Below are 22,995 nucleotides of genomic sequence, written 5' to 3'. Positions count from 1 at the left end.
GCCATCGACAAACCAGACTGATCCGCACCGGATGCACCGGATACCCGCCGAGATGCTCCGGTCCGCGCTCGCGCCCGCGCCACGCACGCTCATCGACATCCTCACCGCAACTGCCGAGGCGTACCCGGAGGCCACGGCGATCGACGACGGCCACCTGCCTCTGACGTACCGCGAACTGATCGGGCAACTGGAGACGGGCGCCCGCTGGCTCGCCGATGCCGGCGTCGGCGCGGGCGATCGGGTGGGTGTCCGGATGCCGTCGGGCTCCCGCGACCTGTACGTCGCGATCCTGTCGGTGCTCGCGGCCGGCGCGGCGTACGTGCCGGTGGACGCCGACGATCCCGACGAGCGCGCCGACCTGGTGTTCGGGGAGGCGCAGGTGGCGGCGATCCTCACCGCCGACGGCGTGCAACCCGGCACCGCACCTGCGCGTGCGGCAGCCCCGGAGGTCCGTCGTCCGACCCCCGACGACGACGCCTGGATCATCTTCACGTCCGGCTCCACCGGCACCCCGAAGGGGGTCGCGGTCACGCACCGCAACGCCGCGGCGTTCGTCGACGCCGAGGCTCGGATGTTCCTGCAGGACAGCCCGATCGGGCCCGAGGATCGCGTCCTCGCGGGCCTGTCGGTGGCGTTCGACGCGTCGTGCGAGGAGATGTGGCTGGCGTGGCGGCACGGCGCCGCCCTGGTGCCGGCACCGCGCTCGCTGGTGCGCAGCGGCATGGATCTCGGCCCGTGGCTGGTCTCGCGCGATGTCACGGTCGTCTCCACCGTCCCCACGCTCGCGGCGCTGTGGCCGGCCGAGGCGCTCGAGGCCGTGCGGTTGTTGATCTTCGGCGGCGAGGCCTGCCCGCCGGACCTGGCCGAGCGGCTCGCGGTGCCCGGACGCGAGGTGTGGAACACGTACGGGCCCACCGAGGCCACCGTCGTCGCGTGCGGCGCGCTCATGGACGGCACCGGCCCGGTCCGGATCGGGCTGCCGCTCGACGGCTGGGACCTCGCCGTGGTCGACGGGGCCGGCGAACCGGTCGCCGAGGGCGACGTGGGCGAACTCGTCATCGGGGGTGTCGGGCTCGCCCGGTACCTCGACCCGGCGAAGGACGCCGAGAAGTACGCGCCGATGCCGACCCTGGGCTGGGACCGCGCGTACCGCAGCGGCGACCTGGTCCGCCTCGACACGGCCGGTCTGCTGTTCCAGGGCCGCGCCGACGACCAGGTGAAGCTGGGTGGCCGGCGCATCGAACTGGGCGAGGTCGACAACGCGCTGCAGAACCTGCCCGGCGTCAGCGGCGCCGCGGCCGCGGTCCGCAAGACCGCGGCGGGCACCTCTGTCCTCGTCGGGTACCTCGCGAGCACCGATCCGGACTTCGACGTCAGGGCGGCGCGGGACCAGCTGGCCGAGCAGCTGCCCGCGGCCCTGGTGCCGCGGCTCGCGCTGGTCGACGAGCTGCCCACGCGTACGTCGGGCAAGGTCGATCGGAACGCGCTGCCGTGGCCGCTGCCCGGTGCCCGCGAAGACACGGTCGATCCGGCCCTCAGCCTCGACGGCACCGCCGCCTGGGTCGCCGGGCTGTGGGCGTCGATCCTCGGCGCGGGTGTCACCGGCCCCGACGACGACTTCTTCGAGATGGGCGGCGGCTCACTGTCCGCGGCGCAGCTCGTCACGGCGCTGCGCGAGCGCTTCCCCGAGATCACCGTCGCCCAGCTGTACGACCATCCGCGGCTCGGCTCGCTCGCCGGCTTCCTCGACGAACTCTCCCCCACCGAGACCGTCGAACCGCGCCACGTCGCGCCGACGCCGCTGCGCGCGCAGCTCGCGCAGATCGCGGCCACGGTGCCGCTCACGACGCTCACGGGTCTGCAGTGGGTCACGTGGCTGGCGATCGCCGGCAACGTGCTGTCGTGGCTGGATGTGCCGTGGGCACCGACACTGTCGTGGTGGTGGGTGGCGCTCGCCTTCTTCCTGTTCATCACCCCGCTGGGACGGATGGGCATCGCGGTACTCGGGGCGCGCACGCTGCTGCGCGGCCTGAATCCGGGCACCTATCGACGCGGCGGCAGCGAACACCTGCGGCTGTGGATCGCGCTGCGCCTGGTCGAGGCCAGCGGTGCCGACAACCTGTCGGGTGCGCCGTGGATGCTGTACTTCGCGCGCGCCCTCGGCGCGCGGGTGGGTAACGGCGTCGACCTGCACACCCTGCCACCGGTCACGGGCATGCTCGTACTCGGCGACGGCTGCTCGGTCGAACCCGAAGTGGACCTGTCCGGGCACTGGATCGACGGCGACGTCGTGCACATCGGTGAGATCCGGATCGGCGACGGCGCCACCGTCGGCGCCCGCTCCACGCTGTTGCCCGGCGCCCGGATCGGCCGCGGCGCCGAGGTCGCGCCCGGCTCGGCGGTGTTCGGGAAGGTCAAGGCCGAGCAGCACTGGGCCGGGTCCCCGGCGGTGAAGGTGGGCAAGGCGACGCACCCGTGGCCCGACCACACACCGCGCCGCGCCCCGCACTGGGTGCCGATCTTCGGCGTCACGTCCGTGGTGCTGGCGGGCATGCCGATCTTCGGCCTCGCCGTCGGCATCCTGCTCGTCGGCTGGTGGATCCGCGACGCCGCCGACCTCGGGGATGCGGCCCTGTGGTCCCTGGCGATCCTGCCGGTCGCGACGGTTCTGTCGCTGTTCGTCTTCGCCGCGCTGACGGTGATCGCGGTGCGGCTGCTGTCGATCGGACTCACCGAGGGCTACCACCCCGTCCGAAGCCGGGTCGGCTGGCAGGTCTGGGCCACCGAGCGGCTCATGGACTCGGCCCGCACCTTCCTGTTCCCGCTGTACGCGAGCCTGCTCACGCCGCTCTGGCTGCGACTGCTCGGCGCCAAGGTCGGCCGCAACACCGAGATCTCGACGGCGCTGGTGCTGCCGAAGTTCACCACCGTCGCCGACGGCGCATTCCTCGCCGACGACACCATGGTCGCGAGTTACGAACTCGGCGGCGGGTGGATGCGGGTCGAGCCCGCGAAGGTCGGCAAGCGCGCGTTCCTCGGCAACTCCGGCATGGCCGGCCCGGGCCGACGCGTGCCCAAGAACGGCCTCGTCGCGGTGCTGTCCGCAGCGCCCAGCAAGGCGAAGTCGGGATCGTCGTGGCTGGGCAGCCCGCCGGTGCGGCTGCGCCGGGCGGCCACCGAGTCCGACGCGTCCCGCACGTTCGCCCCGCCGCTGCGGCTCAAGATCGCCCGCGCGGTGGTCGAGACGTGCCGGCTGATCCCGGTGATGGTGACGTTCGGGATCGGTCTCGGCGTCCTGTTCGCCCTCGCGTGGCTGGTGTCGGTCGGCGGGTTCGCTCTCGCGGCGCTCGGCGGCGGCGTGGTCCTGATGATCGCGGGCGCCGTCGCCGGCGCGGTATCGGTGGCGGCCAAGTGGCTGGTCGTCGGCCGGATCGGCGCGGTCGAACATCCGCTGTGGAGTTCGTTCGTGTGGCGCAACGAGGTGTCCGACGCGTTCGTCGAAACCGTTGCCGCACCGTGGTTCGCGCGGGCCGCCAACGGCACCGCGGTGATGAACGTATGGCTGCGCGGACTCGGCGCGACGATCGGCCGCGGCGTGTGGTGCGAGACGTACTGGCTGCCCGAGGCCGACCTGGTGACCCTCGGCGACGGCGCCACCGTCGAGCGAGGGTGCGTCGTGCAGACGCACCTGTTCCATGATCGGATCATGTCCATGGACACCGTCACGCTGGGCGCCGGCGCCACCCTCGGGCCGCACTGTGTCGCACTGCCCGCCGCGGGACTGGGCGACGGCGCCACCGTCGGCCCGGCCTCGCTCGTGATGCGCGGCGACACCGTCCCGCCGTCCACCCGCTGGCAGGGCAATCCGATTGCACCGTGGCCGGATTCGACGACGAACGGGGGTACTCGATGAAGCCCGGCAAGTTCTACGAGGAACCGATCGATCCGTACCTGCCGCAGAACGGCAACCGCGGCTACCGGGTCTCCCGATACGAACTCGACCTCACGTACAAGGTCCCCAGCAACCGGTTGTCCGGCAAGGCGTCGATCACGGCCACCACCACCGACGTCCGAGGCAAGTTCTCGCTCGATCTCGCGCAGACGATGCAGGTGTCGAAGGTGTCGGTCAACGGTGGCCGCGGGGCCAAGTACACGCACCGCGGCGGCAAGCTCACGATCACTCCGGCGCAGAAGATCCCCGCGGGCGGCCTGCTCGCGATCACCGTCCAGTACGGGGGCAACCCCGAACCGATCGTCACCATGTGGGGCGACGTCGGCTGGGAGGAGCTGGACGAGGGGTCCCTCGTCGCGAGCCAGCCCAACGGCGCCGCGTCGTGGTTCCCGTGCGACGACCATCCGAGTTCCAAAGCCAGCTACAACATCTCGATCACCACCGACTCGCCGTACCACGCCGTCGCGAACGGGACGCTGGTCAGGAAGCAGACCCGCGCGAGCCACACCACGTGGGTGTACGAGCAGGCCGAGCCGATGTCGAGCTACCTGGCGACCATCCAGATCGGACCGTACGAGCGCCGACGCGTCGGCCACGGCAGGGTGCCGATCCACGCACTGCACCCCAAGGAACTGCGGGTGCCGTTCGACCACGACTTCGCCCGGCAGCCCGAGATGATGGACGTCTTCGAGAGGCTCTTCGGCCCCTACCCGTTCGAGGACTACTCCGTGGTCGTGACCGGCGACGAACTGGAGATCCCGATCGAGGCGCAGGGCCTGTCGATCTTCGGCGCCAACCATTGCGACGGCGTACGCGGCTCCGAACGTCTTGTCGCGCACGAGCTTGCGCACCAGTGGTTCGGCAACAGCCTCACCCTCGGCATGTGGAAGGACATCTGGCTGCACGAGGGTTTCGCCTGCTACGCCGAGTGGCTCTGGTCGGAGAACTCCGGTGGCCCCGACGCCCACACCCACGCGCAGCAGGCGCACCGCGGGCTCGCCGGTAAACCGCAGGACATCCTGCTCGGCGATCCCGGACCGCGGCTGATGTTCGACGACCGCATCTACAAGCGCGGCGCCCTCACCCTGCATGCGTTGCGGCGGCAGATCGGCGACGACGCCTTCTTCGCGCTGCTGCAGAAGTGGACCGCGAAGTACCGGCACTCGACGGTCTCCACCGAGCAGTTCACCGACCTGGCAGCGCATTTCACCGACAAGCCGCTGCGCCCGCTGTGGGACGCGTGGCTCGCGGCGAAGCCGCTACCGGCGCTCTGACGCCTCCGCGGCGACCGCCGCCGGCAGGTCCGCACGCCACTTCACGACGACCAGGACGAGGCTCGCGGCGGCCACGATCGCGCCGATCACGAACATCATCGGGTACGTCAGCGCCGGGTTGGTCTCGGCGATCACCGCCATCACCGCGGGCACGGCGAACCCGAGGTAGCTCAGCGAGTAGAAGACCGCGGTGAGACCGGCGAGATCGTCCGGGCCGGCGATCCGCTGGATCTCCTGCAGCCCCGACACCAGCGCCATGCCGTAGCCACAGCCGAGGACCGCGGCCGCAATCATCGCGAGCGGCACCGTCAACGCACTGGATGCGACGGCTGCGAGCGACATGCCCGCGACCAGGACCGCGAGCGCCACCGCGACGGCCCGCGCGTTCAGCGGGGTGTCGATCCGACGGCCGACGGCCTGGATCGCGAACCCGGATCCGAGTCCGATCACGCACAGCAGCGCCGAGAACGCGATGGGCGCCCCACCGCTGCGCGACGTCATCAGCGCGGGCAGCACCGCATACGCCGACGCGGCCGCACCGAACACCCACGGCGCCACCGGCGCCGCGACGTACAGGAACCGGCGGTGTCCGGCGGACGGGATCTTCAGATCGGCGGCCAGTCGTCCGCGGTCGGCCCTCGGCACCGCCGCCCGGGTCTCCGGTGCGCGCAGCATCGCGATGCCCGCGGCCAACGCGATCGCGATGTGCACCGCGTACGGGAACGCACTGGGCCACGGCCCCCACTGCGCGAGCACACCGGCGATGCCGGCGCCGACACCGAATCCGGCGGTCAGGCTCATCGCGGCCCGTCGCGCACCCGACCCCGGCCCGGCCTTCGGGTCGTATTCCGGACTCGAGAGTTCCTTGACCCAACTGCCGCCGACGGCCATGCCGAGGCCGAGCGCCACACCGGACAGGATGCGACCCACGATCAGCATCGGTGCCGAATCGGGCGCGGACGCCAGCACCAGCGACCCGGCCACCGCGATGAACGGCGCGGGCAGCATCAGCGCCCGCCGACCGAGTCGATCCGACAGCGGTCCGCCGATCAGCAGCGCCGGAACGATGCCGAACACGTACGCGAACAGAAAGGTGTCGACGACGACCTGCGTGAAACCGTGATCGAGCTTGTACATCACCAGCAACGGGGTGAACTCGTTGCCGCCCCACGCGACGGCGAACATGCCCGCGGCCACCAGCGCCCAGGACCGCGTCCGGGTCGGCTTCGCCGACGCGGTGGTGGTGGTGGACTCGTCGACCGCGGTCATCGGATCCCTCCGTTCCCCAGTGAGTGCACCTCACGCATGTGTCGTCCGACAGCCGACGCGAAGCCCTCGGCATCACCGGCCTCGATCAGGTCCGCCAGGCGGGTGTGATCGTCGACGATCTTGGTGATCTGGTCGGGATCCCGAGCCAGGGAATGCGCGGTCATCCGGCGTTGCCGCTCGCGCAGACCGTCGTAGAAACTCTCGAGCAGCGGGTTGCCGCCGGCGCGCACCAGCGCGCGGTGGAAGTTGGCATCCAGCGTGCTGAACCGCGCGGCATCCCCCTGCGCGGCCGTGTCGCGCTGCTCCTCCAGATTGGCCCGCAGCGCCGCGACCAGCGCCTCTCGGGTACGCGGGCTCGCGGCGGCGACCTGCGCGGCATGGACCTCGATGAGCAGACGCGCATCGACGACGTGCTCAGCCTCCCCCTCCGCGACGGGCACGATCAGCGCACCGCGCTTCGGGTACAGCCGCATCCAGCCCTCGGCCTCGAGCCGCAGGAACGCCTCACGTACCGGCGTCCGACTCGAGCCCATCCGCGTGGCGATCTCGCCCTCGCTGATCAGCTCACCGCCCGGGAGCTCCCCGGACAGGATGAGTTCCTTCACCTCGCGGTACGCGAGCTCGGCAGCCGAATACAACTTAGACACAAGATGTATTTATACGCCTTGCGAAGGATCTCCCGGGACCCGGGGGTCAGGCTGTCGAGCCCACCTTCGGAGCACGAGCCTGCGCGGAATACCGCCCACCGTTGCGAAGAATGTCGATCGGATGGTCGAAGCACTCGCTGATGCGCTCGGTGGTGATCACCGACGCTGCGGACCCCTGCGCGATGATGACGCCGTCACGTATCAGGATCGCGTGCGTGGTGGTCGTCGGGATCTCCTCGATGTGGTGGGTCACCAGGATGCTGGCCATCGACGGATGCTGCGCACGCATCTCGTCGAGCGCGGTCAGCAACTGCTCCCGAGCCGCGAGGTCCAGCCCGGTGGCGGGCTCGTCGAGCAGCAGGACCGGCGGGTCCGGCATCAACGCCCGCGCGATCAATGCCCGGCCCCGCTCCCCCTGCGACAGGACCGGCCAGCGCGCTTCGAGCCGCTCCGACATGCCCATCATCGCGATCAATTCCTCCGCCCGCTCCCGGTCCGCCTCGGTGGGCTGCCACCGCTGCGCGAACTCGGGGGTGTTCGTCAGCCCGGTGAGGACGATGTCGCGCACGGTCAGCGGACGTTCGACGACGTGCCGCGGGTTGACGTGCCCGATGTGCGAGCGCAGTTCACGCATGTCGACGCGGCCCAGTCGGTGGCCGAGCACGTGCACGGTGCCTCGGGTGGGATGGGCGACCGCACCGAGCAGGCTCAGCAGCGTGCTCTTGCCGGCACCGTTGGCGCCCAGCAACACCCAGTGCTGCCCCTGCTCGATCTGGACGTCGATCCCGTTCAGCAGCGGACGTCCGTCGCGCACGAGGTCGACGTTCTCGGCGCTCAGCACGACCTCTCGGTGGATCCGGGTACTCACGGGCGTGGTCCTTCCTCACGGAGCGTGGCCATCACGGGATCGAGGTTCGCCTCCGTCGCGGCGACCGCGGCCGTCGGGTCGCCCTCCTCGAGGGCGTGCACCAGCGCGTCGTGCGCACAGGCGGTGTCCGGTATCGGTTCGTTCCGGACCATCTCGACGAGCACCTCGTGCAGCACCGGCCGTACGGAGGCGAAGAGCGCGGACAGCACCGAGTTGCCGGCGAGTTCGACGACCGCCTGGTGGAAGTCGAGATCGGCTTCGACGAACGCCTCGGCGTCGAGCGGTTGCCGGGCATGACGCTCGGCCAGCTGACGCCGGACCTTTGCGAGACCCTCCGGGTGAGCACGCTCGGCGGCGAGCCGGGCCGCCTCCGCCTCGAGTGCGCGGCGCACCTCCAGGACCTCGAGGATGCGCGAGCGGCGCAACAACTGCTCCAGACCTGGATCGCCGGTCTGAGGCTCCACGACGAACGTCCCGATTCCACGGCGTACATCCAGCAGTCCGTCGCGGACGAGCAACCGGACAGCCTCCCGGACGGAGGATCGGCCGACACCGATCTCGGTTGCCAGTTCCGTCTCACTCGGTATCCGCTCGCCGACCGCCCATTCACCGGTACGGATCCGCTGCGCCAGCAACGCTTCCAGCTGCGGAACCAACGGCCCACTGTGCAATGCGTGCTCGGTCACGACGACCACCTCCGATCGCCAGCGTATAGACATCAGACGTCTGATGTCTATGCCGCGAGGGGCCTGAACCTACTATTCGACGAATGGAACCAGTGCATCTCGCGATCGCCCCCGTCGACCGACGAGAGGGATCACGGGTCGGCGGGAATCCGCCGCGGTGTTTCGCCGGCGACACACTGGTCGAGACCCACGACTACCTGCTCACCCTGGCGGCAAGTGCGGCCGAGTGGCTCCTGGGACGGGAACTGTCGGTGTTCGTCCGGCGAGGGTTCACGATCGGCGACGACGACCTGGAGTACCCCGATATCGGGGTGCACGCGGTCCTGCACGAGCCGTCCGGTCGCGGCGACGGGATCGTTGGCCGGCACCCGGGACTGGGCAGCGCTGCGCTGATCTCCGCACCGGTCGACGCGGAGGAAGCGCCGTTCGTGCGGATCGCCGGGGATCCCGTCCTGATCCAGAACGAACCGTCCTATGCGCACGCCGTGGAGGCCGACGGGTATCGATTCTTGTTCCAGGTGAACGAGGAGGGGTGGCCGGTCTCCGACGCACCGGACCCGGAATTCGTCGAGGAATACCTGTTCGGTTACGGCTCGGTGTACTTCTACGGGCGACTCGACAGCAAGGGGGCGGCCCAGATTGTCGTCCCGGGATTTCTCGATTTCTGATGCCGCCGAATGGCGTCGAAATCTCGTGCATTGCGAACCGAGAATGGCCGAGAAGGGTCGTGGTACGGAAATGCCGAAGGCCCCCACCCTGATGGGTGGGGGCCTTCGGTGAAAGGGTGTTCGGCGGTGTCCTACTCTCCCACACCCTGTCGGGTGCAGTACCATCGGCGCTGGAGGGCTTAGCTTCCGGGTTCGGAATGGGACCGGGCGTTTCCCCTCCGCTATGGCCGCCGTAACTCTATGAAACTGTCACACATTCAATTCCCCCGCCCGAACCACCCGCCGGCACAAGACCTGGGGTGTTGGGGGTGAATGGTATCTGTGTGTTGTTTCAGATACCGCACAGTGGACGCGTAGCTTCTTTGTGGTAAGTCCTCGGCCTATTAGTACCAGTCACCTCCACACGTTACCGTGCTTCCAGTTCTGGCCTATCAACCCGGTGGTCTGCCGGGGGCCTTACCCCCCTCGAGGGGGTGAGAAACCTCATCTTGGAACAGGCTTCCCGCTTAGATGCTTTCAGCGGTTATCCCTTCCGAACGTAGCTAACCAGCAGTGCTCCTGGCGGAACAACTGGCACACCAGAGGTTCGTCCGTCCCGGTCCTCTCGTACTAGGGACAGCCTTCCTCAAGTTTCTAACGCGCGCGGCGGATAGAGACCGAACTGTCTCACGACGTTCTAAACCCAGCTCGCGTGCCGCTTTAATGGGCGAACAGCCCAACCCTTGGGACCTACTCCAGCCCCAGGATGCGACGAGCCGACATCGAGGTGCCAAACCATCCCGTCGATATGGACTCTTGGGGAAGATCAGCCTGTTATCCCCGGGGTACCTTTTATCCGTTGAGCGACACCGCTTCCACTTGCCGGTGCCGGATCACTAGTCCCGACTTTCGTCCCTGCTCGACCTGTCAGTCTCACAGTCAAGCTCCCTTGTGCACTTGCACTCAACACCTGATTGCCAACCAGGCTGAGGGAACCTTTGGGCGCCTCCGTTACATTTTGGGAGGCAACCGCCCCAGTTAAACTACCCACCAGGCACTGTCCCTGAACCAGATCATGGTCCGAGGTTAGATGTCCAATACGATCAGAGTGGTATTTCAACAACGACTCCACGAACACTGGCGTGCCCGCTTCACAGTCTCCCACCTATCCTACACAAACCGAACCGAACACCAATACCAAGCTATAGTGAAGGTCCCGGGGTCTTTTCGTCCTGCCGCGCGTAACGAGCATCTTTACTCGTAATGCAATTTCGCCGAGTCTGTGGTTGAGACAGCAGAGAAGTCGTTACGCCATTCGTGCAGGTCGGAACTTACCCGACAAGGAATTTCGCTACCTTAGGATGGTTATAGTTACCACCGCCGTTTACTGGGGCTTAAATTCTCAGCTTCGCCATTGCTGGCTAACCGGTCCTCTTAACCTTCCAGCACCGGGCAGGCGTCAGTCCGTATACATCGTCTTACGACTTCGCACGGACCTGTGTTTTTAGTAAACAGTCGCTTCTCTCTGGTCTCTGCGGCCCCACCCAGCTCACCAAGCAAGTTGGATCACCAGACGAGGCCCCCCTTCTCCCGAAGTTACGGGGGCATTTTGCCGAGTTCCTTAACCACAGTTATCTCGATCGCCTTAGTATTCTCTACCTGACCACCTGTGTCGGTTTGGGGTACGGGCCGTGTGAAAGCTCGCTAGAGGCTTTTCTCGGCAGCATAGGATCACTGAATTCGCCTCAATCGGCTACGCATCACGTCTCAGGCTGTATGTGACCCGGATTTGCCTAGGCCACGCCCTACACGCTTACACCAGTATTACCACTGACTGGCTCAGCTACCTTCCTGCGTCACCCCATCGCTTGGCTACTACCAGATCAGGTCCCGTGCATCCACATCCAGGTTCCCCGAAGGGAAGTAAGGACGCTTCAGGACGGTTAGTATCACTGATTCACCAGGGGCGCGTTCACACGGGTACGGGAATATCAACCCGTTGTCCATCGACTACGCCTGTCGGCCTCGCCTTAGGTCCCGACTCACCCTGGGCGGATTAACCTGGCCCAGGAACCCTTGGTCATTCGGCGGACGAGTTTCTCACTCGTCTTTCGCTACTCATGCCTGCATTCTCACTCGTGCAGCCTCCACAACTAGGTCACCCCGCTGCTTCCATGGCTGCACGACGCTCCCCCTACCCATCCACACCACTGCACAACCCCCCGCAGGAGGAAATGGGTGTTATGTGAATGCCGCGGCTTCGGCGGTGTACTTGAGCCCCGCTACATTGTCGGCGCAGGATCACTTGACCAGTGAGCTATTACGCACTCTTTCAAGGGTGGCTGCTTCTAAGCCAACCTCCTGGTTGTCTTCGCGACCCCACATCCTTTTCCACTTAGTACACGCTTAGGGGCCTTAGCCGGCGATCTGGGCTGTTTCCCTCTCGACTACGAAGCTTATCCCCCGCAGTCTCACTGCCGCGCTCTCACACTCTGGCATTCGGAGTTTGGCTGACGTCAGTAACCTTGTGGGGCCCATCGGCCATCCAGTAGCTCTACCTCCAGAGTGAAACACGCGACGCTGCACCTAAATGCATTTCGGGGAGAACCAGCTATCACGGAGTTTGATTGGCCTTTCACCCCTACCCACAGCTCATCCCCTCAGTTTTCAACCTAAGTGGGTTCGGGCCTCCACGACGTCTTACCGTCGCTTCACCCTGGCCATGGGTAGATCACTCCGCTTCGGGTCTAGAACATGCCACTACGGACGCCCTATTCGGACTCGCTTTCGCTACGGCTACCCCACACGGGTTAACCTCGCGACATGCCGCTAACTCGCAGGCTCATTCTTCAAAAGGCACGCCATCACCCCCAACACCGAAGTGTTCGAAGGCTCTGACGGATTGTAAGCGCACGGTTTCAGGTACTATTTCACTCCCCTCCCGGGGTACTTTTCACCTTTCCCTCACGGTACTAGTCCGCTATCGGTCACCAGGGAGTATTCAGGCTTATCGGGTGGTCCCGACAGATTCACAGCAGATTTCACGGGCCCGCTGCTACTTGGGTGTCCACTACAACAGTCACCATGTTTTCGTCTACGGGATTCTCACCCTCTACGACAGGCCGTTCCAGACCACTTCGACTAACACGATGATTTCTTACTGTTGGCCAACCCGGCAGAATTGACAAAATGGATCCCACAACCCCACGAATGCAACGCCCGCCGGCTATCACACATCCATGGTTTAGCCTCTTCCGCTTTCGCTCGCCACTACTCACGGAATCACTATTGTTTTCTCTTCCTGTGGGTACTGAGATGTTTCACTTCCCCACGTTCCCTCCACACGCCCTATATATTCAGGCGCGGGTAACCACACATCACTGTGGCTGGGTTTCCCCATTCGGAAATCCTCGGATCTCAGCTCGGTTGACAGCTCCCCGAGGCTTATCGCAGCCTCCTACGTCCTTCATCGGCTCCTGGTGCCAAGGCATCCACCGTACGCTCTTCATTACTTACAACAAAGATGCTCGCGTCCACTGTGCAGTTCTCAAACAACACACAACCAGGAAACTCATGCAGACACCGGACCGGCATGGGCTCACACCCTCACCGCGGTTTGACCTGCGTTTCCCGCTTGTCGTTTCTTCCTGGAGAAAAACACTCGCGTGTTCTCTCAGGACCCAACAGTATGCCGATATATCGTCCGCCGGCCGGCCATGTTGGCCACCCGATACGCGGATGAGGTAGTCAGTGTTCCACCCATGAGCGCCCGCCGCTCCACATGTGGGAACAGAAACGGGCTCTGCCAGCCAAGTAGCAACCTGTGTTGCACCTGCACTGGAGAATGCTCCTTAGAAAGGAGGTGATCCAGCCGCACCTTCCGGTACGGCTACCTTGTTACGACTTCGTCCCAATCGCCGATCCCACCTTCGACGGCTCCCTCCACAAGGGTTAGGCCACCGGCTTCGGGTGTTACCGACTTTCATGACGTGACGGGCGGTGTGTACAAGGCCCGGGAACGTATTCACCGCAGCGTTGCTGATCTGCGATTACTAGCGACTCCGACTTCACGGGGTCGAGTTGCAGACCCCGATCCGAACTGAGACCGGCTTTAAGGGATTCGCTCCACCTCACGGTATCGCAGCCCTCTGTACCGGCCATTGTAGCATGTGTGAAGCCCTGGACATAAGGGGCATGATGACTTGACGTCGTCCCCACCTTCCTCCGAGTTGACCCCGGCAGTCTCCTGCGAGTCCCCGCCATTACGCGCTGGCAACACAGGACAAGGGTTGCGCTCGTTGCGGGACTTAACCCAACATCTCACGACACGAGCTGACGACAGCCATGCACCACCTGTATACCGACCACAAGGGGGGCCGTATCTCTACGGCTTTCCGGTATATGTCAAACCCAGGTAAGGTTCTTCGCGTTGCATCGAATTAATCCACATGCTCCGCCGCTTGTGCGGGCCCCCGTCAATTCCTTTGAGTTTTAGCCTTGCGGCCGTACTCCCCAGGCGGGGCGCTTAATGCGTTAGCTACGGCACGGATCCCGTGGAAGGAAACCCACACCTAGCGCCCACCGTTTACGGCGTGGACTACCAGGGTATCTAATCCTGTTCGCTACCCACGCTTTCGCTCCTCAGCGTCAGTTACTGCCCAGAGACCCGCCTTCGCCACCGGTGTTCCTCCTGATATCTGCGCATTTCACCGCTACACCAGGAATTCCAGTCTCCCCTGCAGTACTCAAGTCTGCCCGTATCGCCTGCAAGCCAGCAGTTGAGCTGCTGGTTTTCTGAGACGACGCGACAAACCGCCTACGAGCTCTTTACGCCCAGTAATTCCGGACAACGCTCGCACCCTACGTATTACCGCGGCTGCTGGCACGTAGTTGGCCGGTGCTTCTTCTGCAGGTACCGTCACTCTCGCTTCGTCCCTGCTGAAAGAGGTTTACAACCCGAAGGCCGTCATCCCTCACGCGGCGTCGCTGCATCAGGCTTTCGCCCATTGTGCAATATTCCCCACTGCTGCCTCCCGTAGGAGTCTGGGCCGTGTCTCAGTCCCAGTGTGGCCGGTCGCCCTCTCAGGCCGGCTACCCGTCGTCGCCTTGGTAGGCCATTACCCCACCAACAAGCTGATAGGCCGCGGGCCCATCCTGCACCAGTAAACCTTTCCAACCCCCACCATGCAGTGGAGGCTCATATCCGGTATTAGACCCAGTTTCCCAGGCTTATCCCGAAGTGCAGGGCAGATCACCCACGTGTTACTCACCCGTTCGCCGCTCGTGTACCCCGAAGGGCCTTACCGCTCGACTTGCATGTGTTAAGCACGCCGCCAGCGTTCGTCCTGAGCCAGGATCAAACTCTCCGTTGAAGACTCTAGATTGGCCAGCCAAAGCCGGCAATCAGTCATAGACATCGAGTCAAATCACTAGCAAAATAAACTCAAACTAGCTGTTGCGCTGACCATCCCAGACGGAAGAATGGAACGATCAGCAAACCCGCACCCAAAAAGGATGCGAGGTACCAAAAAATTGGCACTGACATTCATCGACACACTGTTGAGTTCTCAAAGAACACACGCACACCACCACTCGAAACCCTCAGGCTCCTCGTTTCGGGGCAACTGTTCCAGCCTAACCGAACCAAGTCTCGGACGCAAATCCGCTACTTTGTCGGCCACCCGAACGCGCTCCACCATCCTACAGGATGTTTCACACTCGGATTTTCAGGCGCTCTCCGTACTACCTCGTTTTCCCAGTCCCTCAGGTCCGGGTCGGTGTCCGTGTCGCTCTGACTTGGAATAAGTTACGCGAACCCGACGCGCATTACCAAATCGCCTGGTCAAGGCATGCGATTTGGTCGAAACATCCCGAAGCTTGCGTGCGCAGGACATCCACGGAGTGCGCCGGCACCTGCCGGCTCGGCGGGGCCGGGCCATCGTCGGCAGGGTCCGGGTCCTGTCCACGCATAACCGAAAAGGGTCGTGGTACGGAAATGCCGAAGGCCCCCACCCTGATGGGTGGGGGCCTTCGGTGAAAGGGTGTTCGGCGGTGTCCTACTCTCCCACACCCTGTCGGGTGCAGTACCATCGGCGCTGGAGGGCTTAGCTTCCGGGTTCGGAATGGGACCGGGCGTTTCCCCTCCGCTATGGCCGCCGTAACTCTATGAAACTGTCACACATTCAATTCCCCCGCCCGAACCACCCGCCGGCACAAGACCTGGGGTGTTGGGGGTGAATGGTATCTGTGTGTTGTTTCAGATACCGCACAGTGGACGCGTAGCTTCTTTGTGGTAAGTCCTCGGCCTATTAGTACCAGTCACCTCCACACGTTACCGTGCTTCCAGTTCTGGCCTATCAACCCGGTGGTCTGCCGGGGGGCCTTACCCCCGAGGGGGGTGAGAAACCTCATCTTGGAACAGGCTTCCCGCTTAGATGCTTTCAGCGGTTATCCCTTCCGAACGTAGCTAACCAGCAGTGCTCCTGGCGGAACAACTGGCACACCAGAGGTTCGTCCGTCCCGGTCCTCTCGTACTAGGGACAGCCTTCCTCAAGTTTCTAACGCGCGCGGCGGATAGAGACCGAACTGTCTCACGACGTTCTAAACCCAGCTCGCGTGCCGCTTTAATGGGCGAACAGCCCAACCCTTGGGACCTACTCCAGCCCCAGGATGCGACGAGCCGACATCGAGGTGCCAAACCATCCCGTCGATATGGACTCTTGGGGAAGATCAGCCTGTTATCCCCGGGGTACCTTTTATCCGTTGAGCGACACCGCTTCCACTTGCCGGTGCCGGATCACTAGTCCCGACTTTCGTCCCTGCTCGACCTGTCAGTCTCACAGTCAAGCTCCCTTGTGCACTTGCACTCAACACCTGATTGCCAACCAGGCTGAGGGAACCTTTGGGCGCCTCCGTTACATTTTGGGAGGCAACCGCCCCAGTTAAACTACCCACCAGGCACTGTCCCTGAACCAGATCATGGTCCGAGGTTAGATGTCCAATACGATCAGAGTGGTATTTCAACAACGACTCCACGAACACTGGCGTGCCCGCTTCACAGTCTCCCACCTATCCTACACAAACCGAACCGAACACCAATACCAAGCTATAGTGAAGGTCCCGGGGTCTTTTCGTCCTGCCGCGCGTAACGAGCATCTTTACTCGTAATGCAATTTCGCCGAGTCTGTGGTTGAGACAGCAGAGAAGTCGTTACGCCATTCGTGCAGGTCGGAACTTACCCGACAAGGAATTTCGCTACCTTAGGATGGTTATAGTTACCACCGCCGTTTACTGGGGCTTAAATTCTCAGCTTCGCCATTGCTGGCTAACCGGTCCTCTTAACCTTCCAGCACCGGGCAGGCGTCAGTCCGTATACATCGTCTTACGACTTCGCACGGACCTGTGTTTTTAGTAAACAGTCGCTTCTCTCTGGTCTCTGCGGCCCCACCCAGCTCACCAAGCAAGTTGGATCACCAGACGAGGCCCCCCTTCTCCCGAAGTTACGGGGGCATTTTGCCGAGTTCCTTAACCACAGTTATCTCGATCGCCTTAGTATTCTCTACCTGACCACCTGTGTCGGTTTGGGGTACGGGCCGTGTGAAAGCTCGCTAGAGGCTTTTCTCGGCAGCATAGGATCACTGAATTCGCCTCAATCGGCTACGCATCACGTCTCAGGCTGTATGTGACCCGGATTTGCCTAGGCCACGCCCTACACGCTTACACCAGTATTACCACTGACTGGCTCAGCTACCTTCCTGCGTCACCCCATCGCTTGGCTACTACCAGATCAGGTCCCGTGCATCCACATCCAGGTTCCCCGAAGGGAAGTAAGGACGCTTCAGGACGGTTAGTATCACTGATTCACCAGGGGCGCGTTCACACGGGTACGGGAATATCAACCCGTTGTCCATCGACTACGCCTGTCGGCCTCGCCTTAGGTCCCGACTCACCCTGGGCGGATTAACCTGGCCCAGGAACCCTTGGTCATTCGGCGGACGAGTTTCTCACTCGTCTTTCGCTACTCATGCCTGCATTCTCACTCGTGCAGCCTCCACAACTAGGTCACCCCGCTGCTTCCATGGCTGCACGACGCTCCCCTACCCATCCACACCACTGCACAACCCCCCGCAGGAGGAAATGGGTGTTATGTGAATGCCGCGGCTTCGGCGGTGTACTTGAGCCCCGCTACATTGTCGGCGCAGGATCACTTGACCAGTGAGCTATTACGCACTCTTTCAAGGGTGGCTGCTTCTAAGCCAACCTCCTGGTTGTCTTCGCGACCCCACATCCTTTTCCACTTAGTACACGCTTAGGGGCCTTAGCCGGCGATCTGGGCTGTTTCCCTCTCGACTACGAAGCTTATCCCCCGCAGTCTCACTGCCGCGCTCTCACACTCTGGCATTCGGAGTTTGGCTGACGTCAGTAACCTTGTGGGGCCCATCGGCCATCCAGTAGCTCTACCTCCAGAGTGAAACACGCGACGCTGCACCTAAATGCATTTCGGGGAGAACCAGCTATCACGGAGTTTGATTGGCCTTTCACCCCTACCCACAGCTCATCCCCTCAGTTTTCAACCTAAGTGGGTTCGGGCCTCCACGACGTCTTACCGTCGCTTCACCCTGGCCATGGGTAGATCACTCCGCTTCGGGTCTAGAACATGCCACTACGGACGCCCTATTCGGACTCGCTTTCGCTACGGCTACCCCACACGGGTTAACCTCGCGACATGCCGCTAACTCGCAGGCTCATTCTTCAAAAGGCACGCCATCACCCCCAACACCGAAGTGTTCGAAGGCTCTGACGGATTGTAAGCGCACGGTTTCAGGTACTATTTCACTCCCCTCCCGGGGTACTTTTCACCTTTCCCTCACGGTACTAGTCCGCTATCGGTCACCAGGGAGTATTCAGGCTTATCGGGTGGTCCCGACAGATTCACAGCAGATTTCACGGGCCCGCTGCTACTTGGGTGTCCACTACAACAGTCACCATGTTTTCGTCTACGGGATTCTCACCCTCTACGACAGGCCGTTCCAGACCACTTCGACTAACACGATGATTTCTTACTGTTGGCCAACCCGGCAGAATTGACAAAATGGATCCCACAACCCCACGAATGCAACGCCCGCCGGCTATCACACATCCATGGTTTAGCCTCTTCCGCTTTCGCTCGCCACTACTCACGGAATCACTATTGTTTTCTCTTCCTGTGGGTACTGAGATGTTTCACTTCCCCACGTTCCCTCCACACGCCCTATATATTCAGGCGCGGGTAACCACACATCACTGTGGCTGGGTTTCCCCATTCGGAAATCCTCGGATCTCAGCTCGGTTGACAGCTCCCCGAGGCTTATCGCAGCCTCCTACGTCCTTCATCGGCTCCTGGTGCCAAGGCATCCACCGTACGCTCTTCATTACTTACAACAAAGATGCTCGCGTCCACTGTGCAGTTCTCAAACAACACACCCCGCTCGAACTCGCGTCAACACCATGCCCACCACCGAAGTAGCGCGGTCTGCCTGACATCCGAACAGGATCGTTTCTTCCTGGAGAAAAACACTCGCGTGTTCTCTCAGGACCCAACAGTATGCCGATATAACTCTCTTCCCGCCGGGCACAGTGGCCAGCGGTAGCGAAGAAGAATGCTTGTCAGTGTTCCACCCATGAGCAACCGCAGTGAAACATGTGTTCACTAAACGGCCTCTGCCTTACTCCCCTCACACCAGTGTGTGAGTCCGAGAAGGAGAATGCTCCTTAGAAAGGAGGTGATCCAGCCGCACCTTCCGGTACGGCTACCTTGTTACGACTTCGTCCCAATCGCCGATCCCACCTTCGACGGCTCCCTCCACAAGGGTTAGGCCACCGGCTTCGGGTGTTACCGACTTTCATGACGTGACGGGCGGTGTGTACAAGGCCCGGGAACGTATTCACCGCAGCGTTGCTGATCTGCGATTACTAGCGACTCCGACTTCACGGGGTCGAGTTGCAGACCCCGATCCGAACTGAGACCGGCTTTAAGGGATTCGCTCCACCTCACGGTATCGCAGCCCTCTGTACCGGCCATTGTAGCATGTGTGAAGCCCTGGACATAAGGGGCATGATGACTTGACGTCGTCCCCACCTTCCTCCGAGTTGACCCCGGCAGTCTCCTGCGAGTCCCCGCCATTACGCGCTGGCAACACAGGACAAGGGTTGCGCTCGTTGCGGGACTTAACCCAACATCTCACGACACGAGCTGACGACAGCCATGCACCACCTGTATACCGACCACAAGGGGGGCCGTATCTCTACGGCTTTCCGGTATATGTCAAACCCAGGTAAGGTTCTTCGCGTTGCATCGAATTAATCCACATGCTCCGCCGCTTGTGCGGGCCCCCGTCAATTCCTTTGAGTTTTAGCCTTGCGGCCGTACTCCCCAGGCGGGGCGCTTAATGCGTTAGCTACGGCACGGATCCCGTGGAAGGAAACCCACACCTAGCGCCCACCGTTTACGGCGTGGACTACCAGGGTATCTAATCCTGTTCGCTACCCACGCTTTCGCTCCTCAGCGTCAGTTACTGCCCAGAGACCCGCCTTCGCCACCGGTGTTCCTCCTGATATCTGCGCATTTCACCGCTACACCAGGAATTCCAGTCTCCCCTGCAGTACTCAAGTCTGCCCGTATCGCCTGCAAGCCAGCAGTTGAGCTGCTGGTTTTCAGAGACGACGCGACAAACCGCCTACGAGCTCTTTACGCCCAGTAATTCCGGACAACGCTCGCACCCTACGTATTACCGCGGCTGCTGGCACGTAGTTGGCCGGTGCTTCTTCTGCAGGTACCGTCACTCTCGCTTCGTCCCTGCTGAAAGAGGTTTACAACCCGAAGGCCGTCATCCCTCACGCGGCGTCGCTGCATCAGGCTTTCGCCCATTGTGCAATATTCCCCACTGCTGCCTCCCGTAGGAGTCTGGGCCGTGTCTCAGTCCCAGTGTGGCCGGTCGCCCTCTCAGGCCGGGCTACCCGTCGTCGCCTTGGTAGGCCATTACCCCACCAACAAGCTGATAGGCCGCGGGCCCATCCTGCACCAGTAAACCTTTCCAACCCCCACCATGCAGTGGAGGCTCATATCCGGTATTAGACCCAGTTTCCCAGGCTTATCCCGAAGTGCAGGGCAGATCACCCACGTGTTACTCACCCGTTCGCCGCTCGTGTACCCCGAAGGGCCTTACCGCTCGACTTGCATGTGTTAAGCACGCCGCCAGCGTTCGTCCTGAGCCAGGATCAAACTCTCCGTTGAAGACTCTAGATTGGCCAGCCAAAGCCGGCAATCAGTCATAGACATCGAGTCAAATCACTAGCAAAATAAACTCAAACTAGCTGTTGCGCTGACCATCCCAGACGGAAGAATGGAACGATCAGCAAACCCGCACCCAAAAAGGATGCGAGGTACCAAAAAATTGGCACTGACATTCATCGACACACTGTTGAGTTCTCAAAGAACACACGCACACCACCACTCGAAACCCTCAGGCTCCTCGTTTCGGGGCAACTGTTCCAGCCTAACCAGATCCGTACCCGGACGCAAATCCGTGAACCAGAACCGATCGAAGCAGATTCGCCAGGCGCTCTCCGTACAACCTCGTTTTCCCAGTCCCTCAGGTCCGGGTCGGTGTCCGTGTCGCTCTGACCTGGAATAAGTTACGCGAAGCTGTCACCGAATGCCAAACCGCCTGGTCAGAGGCCCCGAACGGCCCGAAAGGCCCGCCAATCGCGTACTGAGGGACTACGGGACCCAGTACTTGGCGGCCAACTCTTCGACGAGAGGGTCGTCCTCCGCAACTTCGTCGAGTGCGGCCAGGTCGCCGTCGATCGCGACGAGTCGCGGATCGTCTCCCTCGAACTCCTCGACCGGGTGTCCGCCGTTCTCCGCCAGCTGCCGCAACAGCTTCTCCCGGACGCGGACCTTCAGTGATTCGCTCACCTTCCGAGCATGGCGGGTCTCGACCACCCTTGTCGAGCGGTTCGGACAGGTCAGTCGTCATCGTTTCGTCGGAACGCCCGTTTCGCCGTCGGGATCAGCATCACGAGCGCACCGATCAACAAGATCAACCAGAAGATCTCGATCAGCACTGCCAACCCTTCTGTCGGGACTGGACCCTCCCGTGCACTCCATTGTCCGCCGACAGAGGACCGCATCGGTGGTGATGGCGTCCGCGGCGGGCACGGCCGGCTCCGCTCCTTCCACCGGAGCCCGGATCGGCGTGCGCGCTCACCGACGAAAAAGGGCCCCTCACCTGGTTTCCCAGGTGAGGGGCCCTTTCGGAGCTGCCTGCGAGAATCGAACTCGCGACCTTTTCATTACGAGTGAAATGCTCTACCGACTGAGCTAAGGCAGCGTGCCTCTCGGCGCGTGCGAGTCTAGCGTGTACCCCCGCCCCGAAAGCAAATCGGGGTCTCTACGCGAACTCCGCGCCCAGTCGCGCCACGAGCGCGTCGGCCGCGAACTTGGGCTTGACGTTCATGTCCAGCGCCTCCCGGCAGTCGAGGATCGCCTCGATACAGCGCAGCAATCCTTCCCGCGACGTCCGGGATGCCAGGTCGGCGGCCTGCTCGGACATGTCCGGATGGTTGGGCGTCGCGCCCGACCCGAACGAGTAGGCCAGTGCATCGCGGTACAAACCTGCAAGATCCATCAGCGCGCGATCGAGCGAATCCCGGCCGGTTCGCGTGGCCCGCGACTTCTGGCGTCGTTCCAGATCCTTGAGTACACCGGCCGAACCGCGCAGCGCACCGGCCGCACCCTTGCCGGTGCCGCCGGCACCCAGCGCCGTCCGCAGTTCCTCGGTCTCCCGCTCGTCCCGTTCGGCGGTGAGCTCCTTGGCTTCGAGGTCGGCGGCTTGGACGAGTTCCTCGGCCGCGGCATAAGCAGTGCCCGGCCGCATCGCCGCCTTCGCCAGTGACAGCGCCCGCTTGCGGCGGGACCGCGCGTCCTCGTCACTCGCGAGGCGTCGGGCACGCCCGACATGGCCACCACAGATGGACGCCGCCCAGTCTGCGGTTTCGGGGTCGAGCTGATCGCGTTCGCGCAGAACCTGGGCGATCGCGTCGACCGACGGCGTCACCAGCGGAACGTGCCGACAACGCGACCGAAGAGTGACGGAAATGTCCTGCGGGTCGACCGACGGCGCGCACAGCAGGAACACGGTACGGTCCGGCGGCTCCTCGACAACCTTGAGCAGCGCGTTGGCGGCGCCCTCGGTGAGCCGGTCGGCATCCTCGATCACGACGACCTGCCACCGCCCGGTGCTGGGCCGGCGCGACGCCGTCTGCACGATGCCGCGCATCTCGCTGACGCTGATGCTCAGTCCCTCGGGCACCACCCGCCGGACGTCACCGTGGGTGCCGGCCATCGTCGTGGTGCAGGCCTGGCAGTGGCCGCAGCCCGGTGCGCCGTCGGAGGTGCACTGCAGTGCCGCCGCGAAGCAGAGCGCCGCGACCGAGCGGCCGGAGCCGGGCGGGCCGGTGAACAGCCACGAGTGCGTCATCCGCGAACCGGCGTCGCCCCCGCGCGCGGCGGTGGCGGCAGCCGTCAGCTCGGCCTCGACATGCTCCTGGCCGACCAGTCGATCGAATACACCCGCCACGCGCCGAGCCTAACGATCCGTGCCGACGAGTCG

At 63.4% G+C, this 22,995-nt stretch carries 9 protein-coding genes, 1 tRNA gene and 6 rRNA genes; 3 read left to right on the top strand and 13 right to left on the bottom strand.

Going from position 1 to position 22,995, the window contains the following annotated elements; translation table 11 throughout:
* Positions 1-31: 31 nt before the first annotated feature.
* Positions 32-3,913, top strand: coding sequence for a Pls/PosA family non-ribosomal peptide synthetase (locus HUN07_RS03345; RefSeq protein WP_174907912.1), 3,882 nt, complete (start codon positions 32-34; stop codon positions 3,911-3,913).
* A complete protein-coding gene (locus HUN07_RS03340) occupies positions 3,910-5,226 on the top strand; it encodes a M1 family metallopeptidase (RefSeq protein ID WP_174914392.1) in 1,317 nt (438 codons plus the stop codon). Before HUN07_RS03345 ends, HUN07_RS03340 begins: the two co-directional genes overlap by 4 nt.
* Here the strand turns inward: HUN07_RS03340 and HUN07_RS03335 are convergent.
* From HUN07_RS03335 to HUN07_RS03320, 4 genes are read right to left on the bottom strand one after another with little or no spacing between them, the layout of a single operon-like run.
* A complete protein-coding gene (locus tag HUN07_RS03335) occupies positions 5,212-6,495 on the bottom strand; it encodes an MFS transporter (protein WP_174907910.1) in 1,284 nt (427 codons plus the stop codon). The genes HUN07_RS03340 and HUN07_RS03335 overlap by 15 nt on opposite strands.
* Positions 6,492-7,142, bottom strand: coding sequence for a GntR family transcriptional regulator (locus HUN07_RS03330; RefSeq protein WP_174907908.1), 651 nt, complete (start codon positions 7,140-7,142; stop codon positions 6,492-6,494). The genes HUN07_RS03335 and HUN07_RS03330 overlap by 4 nt, the downstream gene beginning before the upstream one ends.
* A 46-nt stretch (positions 7,143-7,188) precedes the next feature.
* On the bottom strand, positions 7,189-8,010 hold the full coding sequence (locus HUN07_RS03325) for an ABC transporter ATP-binding protein (protein WP_254622777.1): 822 nt from the start codon (positions 8,008-8,010) through the stop codon (positions 7,189-7,191).
* The gene (locus HUN07_RS03320) at positions 8,007-8,696 is read right to left on the bottom strand and encodes a FadR/GntR family transcriptional regulator (protein WP_441346796.1); all 690 of its coding nucleotides are present in this window, start codon (positions 8,694-8,696) and stop codon (positions 8,007-8,009) included. Before HUN07_RS03320 ends, HUN07_RS03325 begins: the two co-directional genes overlap by 4 nt.
* 83 nt (positions 8,697-8,779) lie before the next feature.
* Here HUN07_RS03320 and HUN07_RS03315 point away from each other — a divergent pair, with 83 nt between their 5' ends.
* Positions 8,780-9,364, top strand: coding sequence for a hypothetical protein (locus tag HUN07_RS03315; RefSeq protein ID WP_174907905.1), 585 nt, complete (start codon positions 8,780-8,782; stop codon positions 9,362-9,364).
* 118 nt (positions 9,365-9,482) lie between these two features.
* Here the strand turns inward: HUN07_RS03315 and rrf (HUN07_RS03310) are convergent.
* From rrf (HUN07_RS03310) to HUN07_RS03270, 9 genes are all read right to left on the bottom strand, one after another.
* Positions 9,483-9,599, bottom strand: a 5S ribosomal RNA gene (gene rrf / locus HUN07_RS03310).
* A gap of 128 nt (positions 9,600-9,727) precedes the next feature.
* Positions 9,728-12,861 (bottom strand): 23S ribosomal RNA (locus HUN07_RS03305).
* A 337-nt stretch (positions 12,862-13,198) separates the two neighbouring features.
* A 16S ribosomal RNA gene (locus tag HUN07_RS03300) occupies positions 13,199-14,715 on the bottom strand.
* Between the two features lie 671 nt (positions 14,716-15,386).
* A 5S ribosomal RNA gene (gene rrf / locus HUN07_RS03295) occupies positions 15,387-15,503 on the bottom strand.
* 128 nt (positions 15,504-15,631) lie between these two features.
* A 23S ribosomal RNA gene (locus tag HUN07_RS03290) occupies positions 15,632-18,763 on the bottom strand.
* 334 nt (positions 18,764-19,097) lie between these two features.
* Positions 19,098-20,615 (bottom strand): 16S ribosomal RNA (locus tag HUN07_RS03285).
* The 16S, 23S and 5S rRNA genes sit together here, the layout of an rRNA operon.
* A 486-nt stretch (positions 20,616-21,101) precedes the next feature.
* Complete coding sequence (locus tag HUN07_RS03280) at positions 21,102-21,299, bottom strand: hypothetical protein (RefSeq protein ID WP_031939866.1); 198 nt, start codon at positions 21,297-21,299, stop codon at positions 21,102-21,104.
* Positions 21,300-21,641: 342 nt separating this feature from the next.
* A tRNA-Thr gene (locus HUN07_RS03275) sits at positions 21,642-21,714 on the bottom strand.
* A gap of 60 nt (positions 21,715-21,774) precedes the next feature.
* A complete protein-coding gene (locus HUN07_RS03270; RefSeq protein ID WP_174907903.1) occupies positions 21,775-22,962 on the bottom strand; it encodes a DNA polymerase III subunit delta' in 1,188 nt (395 codons plus the stop codon).
* Positions 22,963-22,995 lie beyond the last annotated feature (33 nt).

Origin of the sequence: Rhodococcus sp. W8901 (genome assembly GCF_013348805.1) — a bacterium.
GTDB lineage: Bacteria > Actinomycetota > Actinomycetes > Mycobacteriales > Mycobacteriaceae > Prescottella.
Note: the sequence above shows the minus strand (reverse complement) of the source record. Positions and strands in the feature narration are given on the sequence as shown.